We start from the raw sequence: 15197 nt of genomic DNA on the forward strand, positions 1-15197 counted from the left end.
GTAGTTCAGCCCGGCGCCGTCACCGGGGCTGTCACCGGCTGGCCGTTTCCCAACTCTGCGGCCTCGCCACTCGTGGGCATTGCCCCCTCAATCAGCCGCTGCACCACGCTCAGATCATGGCTCAGCACATCGCCCGCATCGCACAATGTGGCGTCGGGATGGTGGCGCAGCAGACAGGCGCGCACCAGGTGCCGCAGATCAAGTACAGAGACATCGCCCTGCTCCGCCGCCTCAAAAGCCGTCATGGCATCCTTGCCGGTCGCCTCTTCAAACGCGGCCATCGCGTTAAAATCGCAGCGCAGGGTCCAGCTCTTACCATCCGCCTGGGCAGTGGTCTCACCAATGAAACGGTTGGCCATCATGCCACCGCCAGAACTGGCTTGCCGCTGGGTTTCACCGTCAGCGTTGCCGTCATCTTGTCATTGGTCAATTCGCCAAATTCCAGCCCGGTGATCACCCCCTTGAAGGTGAGCGTTGTCGTCTCATCCGGGAAAGTGATCTGGCACCATTTTGCCCCGGCCTCAAAAGCCGCATCAAGTGTGACCGCAACCGAGGGCGCAAAGTTCAGACCAATCTTGGCCTCGCTGCCATCCTTCATCCCGGCGATGAATTCCTTGTAGCGATCAGGGCTTTTCAGATGGGTCTTTTCAACCGCATCCCGCGACTTGTTTGGCGGGGTAATGCTGACCACCCCAGCGATTGCCGGGAACGGCCCCGCCTCAACATCCGCCATCCCAAATGTGGAATTATATCCAATATCTGCATCTACCTCAGGCATTGCTTTCTCTCCAGTTTACCAAAAAATCCATTGAAACGCGGGCGGCCCGGTCAGGCTCATTTGATCCGCGTTCTGTGTTGTCGCGCTGGCCCTCAAGGAACACGCCCCGAAAGCCGCCGCCCCGATAGCCATTCAGGGCACCGCGCACCGCGCGGGCCACTGCCGCAGCCTCGCCAGATGTCTCTGCGTAGCAGTCAACCTGCACCCGCCCCTGTGACAGCCCGTCCGGCCCCTGCAGCGTGTGACCTTCGCGATCGCCAATCAGATGCAGGCAAATGGCCGGGTACGGATCGCCCTGGGGCCGCTTGCCCCAATCCACCCGCACACCGCACAGAGCGGCCACCGCCGGCACTCCGCGCAGCAGTGATCGCAGTTCAATTTGCATGGGCCTATCCTTTCGCGGCCTTGCGCTGCGCGCGGGCCAGTGACTTTTCAAACTCCGCCCAGAGATGCCCCCCCAAGCGCTCAAGCAGCGCCTGCTGATCCTGATCCCAGGCAGGCCGCGCAAAGGGCTGTGGCGCCTGATGTTCATTGCCAAATTCTGACTGGGTTGCCTGCGGCAATGGCCCCGCCCCCACAAACATCTCAACCGCCGCCCGCTGATCCCGGAACAACGCCCGATGCTCTGCCGCCTGCCGCTTTGACAGCTTGCTGCTGACCGCAATGCTCTCTTGCAGATCGCCCTGACCACGCGGCGCCGCATCCGCCATCAGATCCGCCAGAGGCTGCGCCGCTTTCTTCAAAGACCGCCACAACACGCCCTTGCCAGCTGCGCGGCTCAAATCATCCAGCGCATCCTCCAGCTCACTGAACCCTTCCAGCTCCATATCCATGCTCATGCTGACACCTTGGCAATGGCGGTGATTTCAAGGATCCGACCACGGCCCGAAACCTCCTTGATGCCCAGGATTTCAAATTCCTGCGCCCCGGATCTCAGGCGATGCGCCGCAGTGATCGATGAGGTGAAGGCGGTTTTCTTAACCCTGAACCGCGCCACCAGGTGCGTCGCATCCTGCCCCGCCCGAAACACCTCATCAGCGCTTGCATCCTCCTTAGAGGCCCAGACTTTTTGGCCGTGCGGCTGATACACGTCTTCGCGCCGCAGCCCATCATCCACCTGCGCTTTGCTCAGAAACTGAATGCGTGTGTCCAAACGTCCGCCCATATCAAGCCACCTCGCAGGGGCGACGGTAGCGCGCCTGTTTCATCAGCAGGCGCACCCCAAAGGACATGCGCGGCACGTCCTCATTCTCGATCGAGATCCCGGCTTCCAGCCATTCCTTGGCCAGCAAAAAGATCGCCTGCCGCAAACGCTTCGCAGTGGGCGCATCTGCGCCGCCAACATTGGCCTGCACCCGCAGCAGTTCGGAATGCACAGCATGCCCCGCCCAGGCGTCGCCCAGAACAAGCTGCGGCTCATCATGCGCCTGCTGCACCCAGGCCCCGGCCAATGGCTGATCAATCCAGCCACCTGCACCATCATCCAGCGCCAGCCCAACCAGCTCTTGCACCGGCAGCACCGGGAACCACCACCGCCGCCACGCGCTACGCGTGACGACAAATTCCACCCGGCGCGGTGTAAGCGGGCGACCGGTTGCGGTTGCCACAGTGGCCTCCGCCGATTCCAGCGCCAACTGCGGTGCCGCATCATCCCCAGCATCCTCAGACTGAAAGTGGATCGACCGCTTGAAGTCAGCCAGATCCACACCAGCAGCAATTTCACCCGCTTCAATCACCCGCATAACTCGTGCCCCTTAGCTTTTTGCGCCCTGTTTTGGTGGCGCACCAGGCGCTTTCTCTTTGGCCACCGCTGCAGGTTCAATCTGTTCAGTCGGTTCCTTCGCTGGCTCTTTCACGGGATCGGGTTCAACCGCCGCGTCTAGCGCCGCCTGAAGCTCTTTCTCACGTTCAACCAAAGCCGCTTCACGCGAGGCGAGATTCTTTGCGCGCTCTTCAAGGCCAGACAGACCAACCAGCAGCTCTTCTTCGCGGCGCTCAACACTCGCCAATTGATCCGCCATATTCTCGCCAGCCTGGGCCAGCTCCTGCCGATCGCTTTCCAGCAGATCGATGTCTTCACTAGTGAGTGCAGTCACCTGTTTCACAGGCCCAACAAGCCGCGCGACAGCGCTTGTCCCAGCGCAGAGCTGTTTGGCCTTTTCCTCATCAAACGCTGCGGTTTCACCTTTGTTGTAGCGGGAATATCCCGCAAGGAATTGCACCAGAATGCGTGTCATCTCACGTCTCCAAATCTCAGGAATAGAAAAGGGCGACCGCTAGGCCGCCCCACTGTCGCTTAGGTCAGGCGCGCCTAGAGGCCCCAGCCGGTGCCGGTCAGCACCGAGATCGCCTCATCATGCGCAGGAGCGATATCGTGCCGCGAGACCGCCCGCATCAGCGTCAGATCACGCTGAAAGGCCGAGATCGTATTGCCGCCGGTATCCACAAAGGAGGCCTCAGTAGAAGACGCCACCCGGATTTCCTGATCGTCGCCAATCATGATCTCGCCAAAGTCGGCAAAGGTAATCTCAGTATCAGAGCCAAGACCGAGATTGTTTGGCACCTGGGAGGTGGTCTCGATCGGATAGCCATGCAGAGTATTGCTGGCCTCGATCGACGGATAGAGTTTCGCACCAGAAGGATCCCGCAAGCTGGCAAGGAAATGCTTGGTTGCGCCACGCATAATCCAACCGGGCTGCTGCATGGCAACATTGGCATCCTCAACCACGCTCACCATCCAGCGCAGGTTTGCCTCAACCACGGCTGGCGTATTGGCCACCGCAAGGCGCAGATTGGAAGGCAAGCACCAGTTGCGCAGGCCCTTTGGGGTTTCTCCAGAGCCATCGCCGCGAATGAAAGCCAGATCCTCGCGCAGGGCCATGTAATCAAGTAGCAGATCCCGCACCGTTGCCCCGACGCTGGCGCTGGAATGCGACAACAGTGCATTGCCGATCGGCACCAGCGCGGTCAGGGTTTTGAAGTCCTGATCCACTTTGTCAAAGCTGGGTTCGCTCTCCACAATCGGCGCGTTTTCCCCGATGTAGCCCGCAGTAGGAGCCGAGGCGACCCGACCCATGCGCAGCGCACCCGCTGGCATATCATGCACCCGTGCGCCCAGCTTGCGCACAACCACACGCGGCGTCAGCAAGCCAACCAGCACAGCGCTTTGAGCGCGCGGGATCAAGATCCCGCCAGCCCCATCGCTTGCCCCGGACAGGGTCGCCGCAATACCGCTGTGACCTTCGCTTTCCAGGAAGGTGACGGCCTGATCCTTGTTGCCTTTGCAATTGGCCAAAGCCGCCACGATCAGGCCGGTATCAGCGCCCTTGTCATCAGCCTTCGCAACCTGGCCCGGCTGAAGACTTCCGCCGCCAGTGCCTGCGGTGTTCTGCTCGGAACCTGCCGTGCTGGCTTTGGCTGCCTCGACTTCCTCAGCCCGTGCGACGCGGACCTTCAACCCGTCGAATTCTTTCTTGGCCGCATCAAATGCTGCGGTGGCGGTCTCGATCGTGCTGTCCTCAGCGGTGCCGCTGACTTCCAGATCATCCAGCACCTTTGCCGTGGTGCCCATATTTTCAGCCGCCGCCTTCAGCATGCGGCGCAGATCGTTGATATCCATGTTGGTTTCCTTTTCGTCATGGAAAGGCTGCAGAAGCGCAGCCCAATTGGCCCCGCCGCAAATGCGCGAGGTGAACACAGGCAGGGGTGCCGGTGACTAATCGTGAGATTTAAAGGGTGGCTTGCGCCTGGGCGGCTTCGGCCAGTGCCATGGCAGCCCGTGTTTTGGGGCGCGGTTTGGGCGCATAAAGCGCGCCGATGCGCGCCAGAAAGTCGGGCAGAGTTTCTTCTGTATCCACCAGCCCGCGGCTGATGGCATCCGCGCCCCAAAACACGTCGCCGCCGTCCTCCGCATTTTCCGTGCGGCTCATTCGTCCTGGGAGATTATCAACTTCAATCTTGCGCCCTGCGGAGATCGCCGCGAGGAACTCGCCTTCCATTTCATCCAGGCGCATCTGCGTCAGGTTTCTGCCCTCATCCGTGGAAGGGTCTGGCCGCTTTGCCCCGGCATGGGCCGAGGTCTGAATAAAGATCTGGTCACCACCGGATCCCGGCTGCATTGGTTGAGCCATTGTGGCCATGGCCCCAACCGACCCGACCCAAGATCCAGGCGTTGCACTCAAATCGCTGCACTGGCTGGCCAGCCAATAACCTGCCGAGGCCGCAAGCGGATGCACCAGGCCATGCACCGGCTTGACTGAGGCTGCGATGCGAACCGCCTGAACTGCAGCCTGAATGCCCATCACTGAGCCGCCCGGCGTATCAAACAGCATAATCGTAGCCTGCACCTCATCGCTGGCAGTGACCGCTGCCATGGTTTCCGCCAACCCGTGATAGGTGGCCCAGCCAAGATAGCGTTCCAGCAGTGCAGAATTTGGCGTCAACACGCCCCGCACTGGAACAAAGGCAACGCCGCGATGCACCGCAAACCGCTGGCCGCGTTCAAACTGGATCGCCTCGCCGCTCAAGGCCGAGATCTCGAACGGCGCCACAGCGCCCTCTTTTGGCAGATCCATTGCCAGCATGGGCAAGCCATGCTCGCAAATCGCCAGCGGTGCCGCGCCAACCAGGGCCGCTATTGTGGTCTGTGTCATTGCTCTTTTCCTTTCGGGTTTGGCGCATCCTTGCGGGTCATGTTGGGCGCGGGGTTCATCGTGTTGCCGTCCACAGTGGGCGGCAGACCAACCTTTTGACGCCCCTCATTCGGAGTATAGATCGGTCCGCCAACCGCCTTAGTCACCGCCTCGATCTGATCTTTGATTGTGGGCTGCAGCAACGCGCCAAAGTCATGGCGCAGAAACATTCCCCTGTCTCTCTCGCCTCGCGTCAGCACCGACATCGCCAGGGCTTCCTCTGCCAACCCAGACCAATGCAAAAGGCAATCCGTCAGATAGTCGATCGCCTGTTGCTCGCCATTGGCCTTCACGCCGTTTTCCAGCATCTGCAGCTTGCTGGGGGGCATCCGGTAGATCGCCGCCAATTGCTCGCGGTCAAACTTGCGGCTGGCCAGCAGCTCCTGGTCAGCAGCCGTCAGATCCAGGCTTTTGATATCATCCTCCGGCCCCAAGACCGGAATGCCATCCGAGTTGGGATTGGTGATGTGGTCCTTTAGCCGCCGCGCATTCCGGGTCCGCGCCGCATCATCTTCATAGCCTTCGCCCAGTTTCAAAAAGGCCTTGGCATGCGCTCCTGATACAGACCTGCCCGCCGCCTCTTGCCCAGCAAAGGCCAATCCAACGCTCTCAGTGGCAACCTGCAAAGGCGACCGCCCGGTCCAGCCATCAAGCGCCAGATAGCGCAAATGCACCATTGACCGGCTGGGCGCGCGGCGCTGCACGTCTGCCCCATCGGTAAAATCATAGAACCGCGACCGACCAGAGCGCAGCATCGTGCAGGCATCTTGATTGATCACCTCGATCAGCTCCAACTCGCCGCCGCGATCGCGCGGGCCGTAAGCATAGCTATTGCCACGCAGCGCCCAGGCATAGATCAGCGCCAGACGCATCACCTTGGCCGGCACACCCTCCGAGGCCTCGACATTTAAGAGATAGGCCGCCGGGTGATCGCGCACCCGCATCTCTTGCCCGTCGCCTTTGCGCTGCCAGATTTTCAGAGGCACCTTGGACAGATCCCCAGCGATATTGTTGCAGCAGGCAAACACCGTAGCATGCTGTTCGCCCCGCAGCGGCGAAACACGCGGCAGGTGTTTGGCCAGCCGCCCGCCGGAACCGCCCCAGCCGACGTCAGATAACCAAGGTTCAGGTTTCATGGTGCCAGAGGTGCACGCTTCAGCAGAGATCACAGGCGGCTCAACCCGCTGCACAACAGTCTCATCTGAACCGCGCGAAAGATCCAAACCAAAGAATTTCATACTACCTCGACTTCCCGCGATTTGCGTTTCTGTTCGCCCGCCTCGGCGCGCCCCACCGCCATGATCGCAGCAACTGCCGCATCGATCCGGCCCGATGATTTCTTTTTGTTCGGTTTCACATTCTCCGAGGCATCCTCATCCCGGTGAACATTGCCAACCTGCCAGGCCAGCATTGGATTGCCACCGTGGCGGATCTTGTTTTCCATTACCTTTTCTTCAAACCGCTTCATCGGGTTTGACATCGACTGATAGCCCTGCCGGTGCTCCACCATCGGGAACCGGCGCTTGTCCAGCTTGTCGGCCAGGTACTTCATGCCCCAGGGGTCATAGGCCACCTCTTGCAGATCGAAATGCTGCCGGATCCATTCCAGCCGGGTGGCCAGCTCATCCTCATCAATAGTCCCGCCCTTGTGGATCTCCAGCCAGCCCTCATCACGCCAGCCGACATATTCCCGCTTTTCCGACTGCGCCCGCTGAATAAATCCCTTGGGCCCTTCTGGCAGGAAGGTGAAGGCAACCAGGTAGATCAGCCCATCCACCGGCACCGCAATCACGATCGCCGTGGTGTCGATCTTGTTGGACAGATCCAGCCCGACCCAGGCCTTGCGGCCAAACAGGCTTTCAATATCGAATGGCGCGCAGGCCATCCCCTTGTCCCAGATATCCCGCGCAATCCAGGTCTCCGCACCCTCGGTCCAGAGGTTCAAATGAAAGCGCTTGAAGTTGGGCATGCGCCCCGCGATCGCCAGCGCCTTTTTCAGCGTTGACTGCATCGCATCAATCTTTTTGCTCACTCCCAGATTGGGATTACCCATGGCCCAGAACTGCGGATCTGCTGGATCACAATCCGCAGGCGGCTCCGCGATGTAGCCAAAGAAAGCATCATCCTGCACCGCCCCGCGCAACACGCTTTCACCGTAGTCGCGCAGCTCACCACAAAGCGACGCCCGGTCTTGCCCCGCCGTAGTAATCACCCAATCAATCGGCTGCGCCCGTGCAATCATACTCTCGACAATCGTGTCCGCCAGCTCTCGATCGGTCCAGCGGTGCATTTCGTCCCGCGCCAGAAAGCTGGGGTTGATCCCATCCGAGGAATCGCCATCCCGACTGAGGCAGGCAATCAGCCCATCCGTCTTGGCAGTCTCGATCGCAGTGCGCGAGACATCCATGAATTCACGCAACAGCGGCGATCGCTTGATCATCCGCTTCATTTCTTTGAACAACAGCCCCGCCTGGTTCTTTGTGGTCGCGGCGCAGTACCCCTGCGGCGCAGCCTCGCCATCGAACAACTGGGTGTAGAGCATCGGCACCGCCGTATCCGTGGTTTTGCCGTTCTTCTTACCCACCTGGTGATAGGTGGATTGGAACCGGCGCAGGCCAGTTTCTGATCGCTTCCAACCAAAGACAGACCCATGGCGGAACTCCTGCCAAGGCTCCAGCTTCAACGGCTGGCCTGCCATCGGCCCCGTGGTGTGCTGCAGCATGCCACCCCAGTTGATAATCCGGCTGGCTGCCTGACAGTCAAAGTACAACCCGCGATCAGCGCCGGTTTCCAGGTCCATCAGGTGGCGCTCGCAGGCCATCCGCACCAGATCGCCCGCAACCAGACCCCCCTCAACAACTCCCAGCGCATAGCGGCTGACAGGGTGGTCAATCGGTTCCATTGGTTCCAGTAGGTTTATTCAGCTGCGCCATTACTTGATCAAACAACTCGCCTTGGCTTCCAGCCCCCAGCCGCGCCTCATCCACTGGGCTCAAACCAAACAGAGCAGCCTCTCTCCGCATCGTGTTTGCCGCCGTTTCCTGCAAGGTCAGCGCTGGATGCTTGCGCTTTTGATTGCCGTTGCGCCCCTTGCCAGTGTCATAAAACTGGCCTTCCATCGCCACCGTATTGGTAGAGGAAATGAAATTTGACACCGCCACGCAGTAGCTCGCAAACTGATATTTGAAGAGCGGTTCCATCCGTTCTTTCTTCACCAGTTCCGGCACCAGCTCATCCCAGACATCACGGGCGAGATCATCCATGAAGTCCGGCGCCGCCGGTATTTCTCTTTGGATATCCCCCTTCATGGGGATGACATTTTGCAGATCTGGCTTGCGTCCCTTCATCCTTCATCCCTCCTTTCCAAAGTGGGTTTTTCTCTCCAATTTCCCAGTCGCGTAAAAAAAGGTTATCCCGCCGGTTTGTATTGCGGGGCCTCAGTTTTGAGATACCCCCCCTATCGGTGGAACACCTCACGAGCGGTCTTACGGCTGTGACAAGAGTGGCAAAGGCTCTGCCAATTCTTGCGATCCCAGAACAGTTTCCGATCGCCCTTATGCGGCGTGATGTGATCCACATCCGTTGCCGCCTCAACCACGCCCAGCTCATCGCAATCAGCGCAGATTGGATTGGCCCGCAAGTGAACGAGCCGCGCCGCTTTCCATTTCGGATCTGCATACAAACGCCGAGCCGCAATGGCCGCTGGCGAGGTCTGCGCCACCGCGCGCCGAGCCTTCAGCTTTGCCTTGCGCGCCGCCTCGTGCTCTTCGCAATGCGACAGCCCAGGCAATGCGATCTCATCACAACCTGCAGCAACGCAGATCTTTGATCGCGCCATCGGGTAATCCCAACTCTGTTTGAAAGCCACCAATGCAAAAGCGCCCGCCGGTTTCCCGTGGGCGCTTTTGTAGATGATGTACTATTCATGCTCTGCGGGTGGGTTAAGTGTCAACACCCTTTTTCATTTTGGCCAAATCATATCCCTGCATTCGGTCAAGAGCCGAACAGAGCGACAGCCGCAAAGCCTTTGATGCGCCACCATCTTTTGACCACCCATGCGCGTGAAGAACCTGAAGAATTGACATATCACCGAGGCAAACCATGTCCACCAATTTGCGCACGTAGATAGCCCTGCGCTTCACGCCACCATTGACCGATGGCCTGATCCGTCTAACCTCTTTTGCCAACCCATCGCCAATGCGGCGATGCAGCGCCCGCAAGCGCTGGAAGTCCCGAAAGATCGCGGCCTCTCGATCGCCACTACCACCGCCACCAGAATGGATTGCCTCAAGCGAGGAACACTTGACGCCCGATGCCATGACCCTCTCGACAAGTGCCGCATAGTCCCGCGCAGCGCTGATCTGGCCCGGCGTAAACAAAGGTTCATAGCTCTTTGGATTCTGGCCTGCCTTTTCTCGCCTTGCCTCTGCCGCTTGGTGCGCTTTGACTGCAGCCCGTTCCATCGCATCGAACGCGTCGGCTACCCGCGCCGCATCCCGTCCCGCCTCACCTGTCTTAATGGAGACATAGCCACCGCCTTCGGTCTGGCGCATTTCGCGCGGGGTGAAGCGCATCATGGGGCCTCGGCCTGGAGCCACCGGGATAGCAGGGCCACACTCGAACGGTACAGATCCGCGCGCCTTGATATCGGCAATCCGCGCGGCCTCATCCTGCAACCGGGCCACCCCTGCCGAGGTCACAATCACCACCTGTTCGCTCATTTACTCACCTCAATTTGCCCCATGATCAGCGCGCACTTTTCAGCCGCCGCTACTCGTTTTTCCTGCATATCCAGGTCAACGGGGTTCGGTGCGCGACCTCGCCTCAGATCTTCCTCGATCAACTCCAACCGGCGGCGCGCTTCCCTAGCTCTTTCTTTGATAGCATCAAGCGCCAAACCCTTTGGCCAGATCCGCTCTTTGCGCACGTAGGAGCGCAGCTCAGGTGCCCAATCCTCCGCCATAGCCTGGCTTCCCAAAGGCCCAGAGAAGACAGCAATCAACAGGGGAGACGCGCTATCCTCTGGCGGCTGGATATCCGCAGCCCAGGCAAGAATTTTTGACGCACTGGGAAACAGTGAGCGATCCTTCCCACCGGCCAATCTTGAGGCCTGCTCTGCCAAGGCATCCAGGTTGATAGCGGTCATGTAGGACAAGCGACCACACAGCTCATCAATCGTTGCATCAAACTGCGCCACGGTCACGCCAGAGGTGCGCCGCAACCCCAAACGGGTCAACGGCTGCACCAGATGGTCCCGCACCCGTTGCTTTGCCTCTTTCAAATCCGATGCCATCGCCTCTTTCCTTTTCTCAATGCTTCCGGGCTATCCACACCCACCAGCCTTTCGGTTTTCGGCCAGTAAGGTGTTTTGTATTTTTCTGTTTTTTTTTGTTCTGTCCTGTAGGGCAATTTCACCTGCAGGCCGAAATCGTACTGAAATCTAGGTGAAATCATTTCACTTCATTTCAGTTGTATTGCAGTTGAATTTCACCGATCCCGCGCCGCGCTAATGGGGGTAACCTCGCCCGTGTAACCAAGCACCTCTGCCATGGCCGCGCGCACGTTGTCGGGGGTGATGTATAGCTCCGAGTGCTCGAAGTGCTCAGCTAGGGCTGTAATGGCGCGATCATCCTTGATGATGTGTTCCTGAACGCCCATGTCCCGCATTTTGGTGCGGATCTTGTGCTTCTTGAGAGCCGACCGGCCAGCAACGCGGGCTGCATCGCGCCCCCGCTTGCGCTTGTGCATGTCCTGCACAATTTCCTCGAGCATGCCAGGATGCCCCAGGCGGGTCTCAAACTCGCCCGTGCGCGCATCCTCAACCAGAACCGATACCCAGCCGTACAGAACATTTGTGCGGGCCTGCTGCCAATCCTCGATTGATCGAAAGCGGGCCAGATCGGCCAAATCAATGTCATCAGGTGGCAACGTCCCAGCCGGATCCTGACGCATGGACTCGGCCCAAAGGATCATGGCCGAGCCAATATCCTCTCGCCGCCCGGTCATCACGCAACGGCTTAGAAAGCGAGACCCCAAGAACCGGTGAGTAAAAAAGGGGAACCAGTCATGCGAAGACAGGGTATCGCCCCGCCGCAACGGCCAGACATCCGCTGGTTCATTCTGGCCTTTAATCAAATCCGACATTGGTCCCCCTTCCATTTCTGACAGAGGCAAAAGGCTTGCCCCAGATATGCTCACGCCGGACATAGGATTGCCCCAGGGCCAACTCGACCCGACGTTCAATTTCGACAAACTCAGCCGCGACTTGGCGATCCGCTTTGCGCCGATCCGCGACAGCCCGCAGCGCATGCATCACCGTGGTATGATCCCGCCAGCCAAACCGCAGGCCAATTTCCGGCAGGCTGCAATTGGCATTTTGGCGGACCAGCGCCATGGCGATCTGGCGCGGCCAGGCCAGCCGACGCGCACAACAGGGCCCAACCATTTCACCGACCTGCAGATGGTAATAGCCGCGCACGATGCCCAGAATGGCTACCGTCGGCTCTGATGCCGGTCTGTGCCCGGTAGCCCTGCTTGGATTTACCTGCATCAGTCAACAACCGCCCAGAACAGTGACAAGGGGCCAAACTCGAAATGCCAACCTCCACGCATCCAAACACCCGTCAACGGATAGCGATCCGCAGCCCCAGTGTTTTTACAGACAACCAAGGCTTGTTTGCCACCCCGATTGCCTGCACCTTCCGTCACACGCCAATGACTTTCGAAAGGGATTACAGAATGTATATTATCTGGTTGTTCTTGGCCGCACTGGCCATGTTCGCCCTCGCGGGTCTCCTTGGAAAATGGGAAAGATACATTACGAAAGACAATCCGCGACACGGAGGTCACACAGCAGCGCACGAACTCGGCGAGGATAACGATTTCGAAGACAATCTTTTCAATGAAGAGGGAGATTACCAATCTAAATGGGAAATAACGCATTTTCCAAATATTGTTAGCAAACGCATGAAAGGATTTGTCGCGCTCAAGGGATATGGGAACATCAACCTGGCAGGCCTTTCTGCTGAGATGACACTCACCAACGATTTCATCCGAATAGCCAACCCTTCCAAGGCATTTGCCTCCCTGCAAAGAGAACCCGACAACCCGCATGACCCAAACGCTATTCGAGTTTTTGGTCATACAGCCCCAGGGGCTCCAGCATTGCCCATTGGCTACATCCCCGCGACAGTGGCCGCTGAACTGAACCACCAGCATCCGAAAGACATGCCCATCGGTATTGAGATCAAAAAAATCGGCAAGTTGCGCACTGGGGAGAGCTGCTTCATCAACGTGCTTTTGACTGGCCCCAATGCCGCGATGAGGAAAAAACTCGCGAAGGCTGGGTAAAAAGGCGCACCCAAGCTCCAATCGTGCGGCCCTCATGCCGCCTGCCCCACCTGCGCGCCAAAGAAACCCGGCGCGGCAGGATCTGTCAGCATGACCAGCAACGCGATGTGGCTGGCCGGGGACGTTACCGCTCCCCACCAGTTCAGCGCAGCCTGGAAGCTGACATCGCAGAACAGCGCCACCTCACGCGGGCTGTTAAACCGCGCCCGGAAGTAGCTGGACCAAAGATCCGGCGCCTCGACCTTCAGCCGGTACGGGTCCAACTGTTTTGACCAAGAGCTTTGCCCCTGGGTCGTGCCAGCCTCAGCACATGACAGATCATTGCTTACAATCAGGGTTAGACGCGGGCGGCTCATGCGGCGTCCTCCTTCTGGGTCGGCGTCACCTTCAGAAAGGAGAAAAGAGCCCGCGATGGTTCATCCACCTGCTGCTCTCGCGCCATTTTGCACAACGCATCATACCAGGCAGCAGGCATCACGCCCTCTTGCATATGGGTATGCACGGTTGTTGGTTTTTTGTTCAGGCGCATCGCGACGGCGCGATATCCACCCAAAGCTTGGATCAGGGTACGAGTGGTCATGCACCCTGCATAGTCCGATATTTGCGTACCAACAAGATCCGACAGACAGAAAGTTCACTTTATTCGGATTTAGGGTACTCAATTACCATGGACATCGAACAAAAAGAACGGCTCGCCCTCACAGGTGACATTAGCCCAGAAGCAATCAGGACCCGCCTGTTAGCAGCGCGCAAGTCTATTGGCATGCAGCAACTGGAAGTCGCCAAAGAGCTAGGACTAAAGAAGACAACGTTTCACTCGCAGGAGAGCCGTGGCGCCCCCGGCCTGAAGACAATGCGTTATTACTACAGGCAACATCGCATAGACTTTAACTTTATCCTTCATGGCGACTTTTCTCAGCTCCCCCAGGACGTCCAGGATCGACTGCTCGGCGCACTGCAAAGCGCATAGCCCCCAAAGGGTCAAACACCCAATTCAGGTCAATACCTAACCGGCGCAGCCTCGCTGCGACGAACAATACCATGTTGTCTTGATTCCTCCAATGTTCTATTTTTGTTCTCACCTACATCACCCCAAACCAAAACGCCAAGCAAATATTTATCCGAATTTTTTGAACTACGTTATTGACTGGTCCATTTTTTTCGGACTATCTAAGCTCCATCAACCGAAGGAGAATTAGATGCAAGACCTTCCAAAAGAAGTCATTCAGACCGCCCGCGGGATCGCCTCTCATCCAGAGGATTTCCTCAGCGACACAACCGTATTCACCACGGCCTGGGCCGCGCTCAAGGCAGAGCGCGGGCAGAGCTTTGACCCCAGCAGGCTGCGGCCGCAGCATATCGTGGACTGCCCGCCCCCAACGCCAGAGCCGATCGATCAAACCCTGGATCGTGTTTCTGAGAGGGTCCGCGACCTGATCGCTACAAAGGGCTATTGTGGCCTGCCGCCCCATGCCGCTTGATTTTCCGGCAATCCGCGCAGCTGCGCAGGATTTGAAGCAATACCACGGCGTTGAGCGGCTTTTGCGGTTCCTTGACCTTGGCGGCACCATCACGCCGCCAAGCGATGATCCGCAGGACTGGTGGGAACCAGAGACCCTGACCCACCGCGCAGACCTCCTCGGAATCTGCGAAATTGGCAGTGATAACTATGCCGCGCTATCAGCCTGGCTCGCCGCCGCTGCCAAAACCCCGGTCGCTCAGCACTCTTCCCCATGCCCGACACCGGCAGCGTGAGCGCTGCCCAATGGGGCGCGGCACTCAAAGCCCATCACTCACCGACACCCGCCGCGCCCTATCAAGACAACAGGAGGCCCCCATGCAGCAGATCACCCAGGACAAGGCACCGCAGCGCGCCGCCATGCTGGCCAATGACGTGGCCTTTCAGCGCTACGCCGCCACCCGCAATGGCTTTCCCGGTGGCCAGTTCAGCCCGACAGCCGCCACGGAACATCTGCGCACCGTCTGCCAGGTCACTAGCCGCCGCCAGCTTGCAACCGACACCGCTGCGCGCCAGCGGTTTGAGAATATGCACACCGATTTTCTGATCTGGTCTGGCCGCATCCAAGCCCCCAGAAAGCATGGATAAATGCCGACAAAACACGCCCCGACTGATTTCATCCGTGCACTGGCTGCTGCTGTACAGGCAGAGATGCCAGCCCCTCGACAAGAAAAGTCGTTCGGCCTTGGCGCGCCCTGGATGCATCACGCCACCCCGGAAGAATTTGAACGCCTTGCGCGCCTTCACAGCCGGATCTTGCGTAAAGAACTGGCGCTTGCAGCCATGCGTGAAGAACGCGCCGGCATCATGCGGCGCAGTATCCGCCGCATGCGACGTGCCGCAGGAAAAGACTAGGATC

The 15197-nt window shown here is 58.9% G+C and carries 25 protein-coding genes; 6 read left to right on the forward strand and 19 right to left on the reverse strand.

The features are described 5' to 3' along the window. Positions 1-5: 5 nt before the first annotated feature. The 17 genes from JZI28_RS18940 to JZI28_RS19020 all read right to left on the reverse strand — a co-directional run bounded on the left by JZI28_RS18940 (position 6) and on the right by JZI28_RS19020 (position 12019). Positions 6-359, reverse strand: a complete 354-nt coding sequence (locus JZI28_RS18940) for a hypothetical protein (protein ID WP_375698600.1) — start codon at positions 357-359, stop codon at positions 6-8. Continuing rightward, a complete protein-coding gene (locus JZI28_RS18945; protein WP_375698601.1) occupies positions 359-778 on the reverse strand; it encodes a phage tail tube protein in 420 nt (139 codons plus the stop codon). The genes JZI28_RS18940 and JZI28_RS18945 overlap by 1 nt, the downstream gene beginning before the upstream one ends. Continuing rightward, a complete protein-coding gene (locus tag JZI28_RS18950; protein WP_375698602.1) occupies positions 771-1163 on the reverse strand; it encodes a DUF3168 domain-containing protein in 393 nt (130 codons plus the stop codon). The genes JZI28_RS18945 and JZI28_RS18950 overlap by 8 nt, the downstream gene beginning before the upstream one ends. A gap of 4 nt (positions 1164-1167) precedes the next feature. Continuing rightward, positions 1168-1617, reverse strand: a complete 450-nt coding sequence (locus JZI28_RS18955) for an HK97 gp10 family phage protein (protein ID WP_375698603.1) — start codon at positions 1615-1617, stop codon at positions 1168-1170. Next, complete coding sequence (locus JZI28_RS18960) at positions 1614-1943, reverse strand: head-tail adaptor protein (RefSeq protein WP_375698604.1); 330 nt, start codon at positions 1941-1943, stop codon at positions 1614-1616. Before JZI28_RS18960 ends, JZI28_RS18955 begins: the two co-directional genes overlap by 4 nt. Position 1944: 1 nt before the next feature. After that, positions 1945-2520 (reverse strand): hypothetical protein, encoded by a 576-nt coding sequence (locus JZI28_RS18965; protein WP_375698605.1) that lies wholly within the window; start codon positions 2518-2520, stop codon positions 1945-1947. Between the two features lie 12 nt (positions 2521-2532). Continuing rightward, positions 2533-3015: a hypothetical protein gene (locus JZI28_RS18970; protein WP_375698606.1), complete on the reverse strand. Its 483-nt coding sequence runs from the start codon at positions 3013-3015 to the stop codon at positions 2533-2535. A gap of 74 nt (positions 3016-3089) precedes the next feature. Continuing rightward, a complete protein-coding gene (locus tag JZI28_RS18975; RefSeq protein ID WP_375698607.1) occupies positions 3090-4397 on the reverse strand; it encodes a phage major capsid protein in 1308 nt (435 codons plus the stop codon). 109 nt (positions 4398-4506) lie between these two features. Beyond that, on the reverse strand, positions 4507-5430 hold the full coding sequence (locus JZI28_RS18980; RefSeq protein ID WP_375698608.1) for a S49 family peptidase: 924 nt from the start codon (positions 5428-5430) through the stop codon (positions 4507-4509). Continuing rightward, the gene (locus tag JZI28_RS18985) at positions 5427-6707 is read right to left on the reverse strand and encodes a phage portal protein (RefSeq protein WP_375698609.1); all 1281 of its coding nucleotides are present in this window, start codon (positions 6705-6707) and stop codon (positions 5427-5429) included. The genes JZI28_RS18980 and JZI28_RS18985 overlap by 4 nt, the downstream gene beginning before the upstream one ends. Beyond that, the gene (locus JZI28_RS18990) at positions 6704-8371 is read right to left on the reverse strand and encodes a terminase large subunit (RefSeq protein WP_375698610.1); all 1668 of its coding nucleotides are present in this window, start codon (positions 8369-8371) and stop codon (positions 6704-6706) included. The genes JZI28_RS18985 and JZI28_RS18990 overlap by 4 nt, the downstream gene beginning before the upstream one ends. Beyond that, entirely contained in the window at positions 8358-8732 is a 375-nt protein-coding gene (locus JZI28_RS18995; RefSeq protein WP_375698611.1) for a P27 family phage terminase small subunit, read from the reverse strand. The genes JZI28_RS18990 and JZI28_RS18995 overlap by 14 nt, the downstream gene beginning before the upstream one ends. A gap of 194 nt (positions 8733-8926) precedes the next feature. Then, on the reverse strand, positions 8927-9307 hold the full coding sequence (locus tag JZI28_RS19000; RefSeq protein ID WP_375698612.1) for an HNH endonuclease: 381 nt from the start codon (positions 9305-9307) through the stop codon (positions 8927-8929). 103 nt (positions 9308-9410) lie between these two features. Continuing rightward, the gene (locus JZI28_RS19005; RefSeq protein WP_375698613.1) at positions 9411-10190 is read right to left on the reverse strand and encodes a hypothetical protein; all 780 of its coding nucleotides are present in this window, start codon (positions 10188-10190) and stop codon (positions 9411-9413) included. Next, a complete protein-coding gene (locus tag JZI28_RS19010) occupies positions 10187-10762 on the reverse strand; it encodes a hypothetical protein (protein WP_375698614.1) in 576 nt (191 codons plus the stop codon). Before JZI28_RS19010 ends, JZI28_RS19005 begins: the two co-directional genes overlap by 4 nt. Positions 10763-10956: 194 nt before the next feature. Next, positions 10957-11613, reverse strand: a complete 657-nt coding sequence (locus JZI28_RS19015; RefSeq protein ID WP_375698615.1) for a hypothetical protein — start codon at positions 11611-11613, stop codon at positions 10957-10959. Further along, positions 11597-12019, reverse strand: coding sequence for a helix-turn-helix domain-containing protein (locus JZI28_RS19020; protein WP_375698616.1), 423 nt, complete (start codon positions 12017-12019; stop codon positions 11597-11599). The genes JZI28_RS19015 and JZI28_RS19020 overlap by 17 nt, the downstream gene beginning before the upstream one ends. Positions 12020-12063: 44 nt before the next feature. Here JZI28_RS19020 and JZI28_RS19025 point away from each other — a divergent pair, with 44 nt between their 5' ends. Then, entirely contained in the window at positions 12064-12819 is a 756-nt protein-coding gene (locus tag JZI28_RS19025; RefSeq protein WP_375698617.1) for an HIRAN domain-containing protein, read from the forward strand. Between the two features lie 32 nt (positions 12820-12851). Here the strand turns inward: JZI28_RS19025 and JZI28_RS19030 are convergent, their stop codons facing one another. Both JZI28_RS19030 and JZI28_RS19035 read right to left on the reverse strand, forming a co-directional pair. Beyond that, on the reverse strand, positions 12852-13175 hold the full coding sequence (locus JZI28_RS19030) for a hypothetical protein (protein WP_375698618.1): 324 nt from the start codon (positions 13173-13175) through the stop codon (positions 12852-12854). Further along, on the reverse strand, positions 13172-13399 hold the full coding sequence (locus JZI28_RS19035; protein ID WP_375698619.1) for a hypothetical protein: 228 nt from the start codon (positions 13397-13399) through the stop codon (positions 13172-13174). Before JZI28_RS19035 ends, JZI28_RS19030 begins: the two co-directional genes overlap by 4 nt. 87 nt (positions 13400-13486) lie before the next feature. Between JZI28_RS19035 and JZI28_RS19040 the strand changes: the two genes are divergently transcribed. The 5 genes from JZI28_RS19040 to JZI28_RS19060 all read left to right on the forward strand — a co-directional run bounded on the left by JZI28_RS19040 (position 13487) and on the right by JZI28_RS19060 (position 15193). Next, positions 13487-13789, forward strand: coding sequence for an XRE family transcriptional regulator (locus JZI28_RS19040; RefSeq protein WP_375698620.1), 303 nt, complete (start codon positions 13487-13489; stop codon positions 13787-13789). 229 nt (positions 13790-14018) lie between these two features. Beyond that, positions 14019-14300: a hypothetical protein gene (locus tag JZI28_RS19045; RefSeq protein ID WP_027242533.1), complete on the forward strand. Its 282-nt coding sequence runs from the start codon at positions 14019-14021 to the stop codon at positions 14298-14300. Then, positions 14290-14574, forward strand: coding sequence for a hypothetical protein (locus tag JZI28_RS19050; RefSeq protein WP_027242532.1), 285 nt, complete (start codon positions 14290-14292; stop codon positions 14572-14574). Before JZI28_RS19045 ends, JZI28_RS19050 begins: the two co-directional genes overlap by 11 nt. An 82-nt stretch (positions 14575-14656) precedes the next feature. After that, complete coding sequence (locus tag JZI28_RS19055; RefSeq protein ID WP_375698621.1) at positions 14657-14926, forward strand: hypothetical protein; 270 nt, start codon at positions 14657-14659, stop codon at positions 14924-14926. Next, on the forward strand, positions 14927-15193 hold the full coding sequence (locus JZI28_RS19060) for a hypothetical protein (RefSeq protein ID WP_375698622.1): 267 nt from the start codon (positions 14927-14929) through the stop codon (positions 15191-15193). It abuts the gene before it with no gap. Positions 15194-15197: the final 4 nt, after the last annotated feature.

It is taken from the genome of Pseudophaeobacter sp. TrK17, from assembly GCF_042192375.1.
GTDB lineage: Bacteria > Pseudomonadota > Alphaproteobacteria > Rhodobacterales > Rhodobacteraceae > Pseudophaeobacter.

Excerpts from the sequence above, each read along its gene's own strand:
- JZI28_RS18940 (WP_375698600.1), bottom strand. The coding sequence starts at position 359 with ATGGCCAACCGTTTCATTGGTGAGACCACTGCCCAGGCGGATGGTAAG.
- JZI28_RS18945 (WP_375698601.1), bottom strand. The coding sequence starts at position 778 with ATGCCTGAGGTAGATGCAGATATTGGATATAATTCCACATTTGGGATG.
- JZI28_RS18950 (WP_375698602.1), bottom strand. The coding sequence starts at position 1,163 with ATGCAAATTGAACTGCGATCACTGCTGCGCGGAGTGCCGGCGGTGGCC.
- JZI28_RS18955 (WP_375698603.1), bottom strand. The coding sequence starts at position 1,617 with ATGAGCATGGATATGGAGCTGGAAGGGTTCAGTGAGCTGGAGGATGCG.
- JZI28_RS18960 (WP_375698604.1), bottom strand. The coding sequence starts at position 1,943 with ATGGGCGGACGTTTGGACACACGCATTCAGTTTCTGAGCAAAGCGCAG.
- JZI28_RS18965 (WP_375698605.1), bottom strand. The coding sequence starts at position 2,520 with ATGCGGGTGATTGAAGCGGGTGAAATTGCTGCTGGTGTGGATCTGGCT.
- JZI28_RS18970 (WP_375698606.1), bottom strand. The coding sequence starts at position 3,015 with ATGACACGCATTCTGGTGCAATTCCTTGCGGGATATTCCCGCTACAAC.
- JZI28_RS18975 (WP_375698607.1), bottom strand. The coding sequence starts at position 4,397 with ATGGATATCAACGATCTGCGCCGCATGCTGAAGGCGGCGGCTGAAAAT.
- JZI28_RS18980 (WP_375698608.1), bottom strand. The coding sequence starts at position 5,430 with ATGACACAGACCACAATAGCGGCCCTGGTTGGCGCGGCACCGCTGGCG.
- JZI28_RS18985 (WP_375698609.1), bottom strand. The coding sequence starts at position 6,707 with ATGAAATTCTTTGGTTTGGATCTTTCGCGCGGTTCAGATGAGACTGTT.
- JZI28_RS18990 (WP_375698610.1), bottom strand. The coding sequence starts at position 8,371 with ATGGAACCGATTGACCACCCTGTCAGCCGCTATGCGCTGGGAGTTGTT.
- JZI28_RS18995 (WP_375698611.1), bottom strand. The coding sequence starts at position 8,732 with ATGGATGATCTCGCCCGTGATGTCTGGGATGAGCTGGTGCCGGAACTG.
- JZI28_RS19000 (WP_375698612.1), bottom strand. The coding sequence starts at position 9,307 with ATGGCGCGATCAAAGATCTGCGTTGCTGCAGGTTGTGATGAGATCGCA.
- JZI28_RS19005 (WP_375698613.1), bottom strand. The coding sequence starts at position 10,190 with ATGAGCGAACAGGTGGTGATTGTGACCTCGGCAGGGGTGGCCCGGTTG.
- JZI28_RS19010 (WP_375698614.1), bottom strand. The coding sequence starts at position 10,762 with ATGGCATCGGATTTGAAAGAGGCAAAGCAACGGGTGCGGGACCATCTG.
- JZI28_RS19015 (WP_375698615.1), bottom strand. The coding sequence starts at position 11,613 with ATGTCGGATTTGATTAAAGGCCAGAATGAACCAGCGGATGTCTGGCCG.
- JZI28_RS19020 (WP_375698616.1), bottom strand. The coding sequence starts at position 12,019 with ATGCAGGTAAATCCAAGCAGGGCTACCGGGCACAGACCGGCATCAGAG.
- JZI28_RS19025 (WP_375698617.1), top strand. The coding sequence starts at position 12,064 with ATGCCAACCTCCACGCATCCAAACACCCGTCAACGGATAGCGATCCGC.
- JZI28_RS19030 (WP_375698618.1), bottom strand. The coding sequence starts at position 13,175 with ATGAGCCGCCCGCGTCTAACCCTGATTGTAAGCAATGATCTGTCATGT.
- JZI28_RS19035 (WP_375698619.1), bottom strand. The coding sequence starts at position 13,399 with ATGACCACTCGTACCCTGATCCAAGCTTTGGGTGGATATCGCGCCGTC.
- JZI28_RS19040 (WP_375698620.1), top strand. The coding sequence starts at position 13,487 with ATGGACATCGAACAAAAAGAACGGCTCGCCCTCACAGGTGACATTAGC.
- JZI28_RS19045 (WP_027242533.1), top strand. The coding sequence starts at position 14,019 with ATGCAAGACCTTCCAAAAGAAGTCATTCAGACCGCCCGCGGGATCGCC.
- JZI28_RS19050 (WP_027242532.1), top strand. The coding sequence starts at position 14,290 with ATGCCGCTTGATTTTCCGGCAATCCGCGCAGCTGCGCAGGATTTGAAG.
- JZI28_RS19055 (WP_375698621.1), top strand. The coding sequence starts at position 14,657 with ATGCAGCAGATCACCCAGGACAAGGCACCGCAGCGCGCCGCCATGCTG.
- JZI28_RS19060 (WP_375698622.1), top strand. The coding sequence starts at position 14,927 with ATGCCGACAAAACACGCCCCGACTGATTTCATCCGTGCACTGGCTGCT.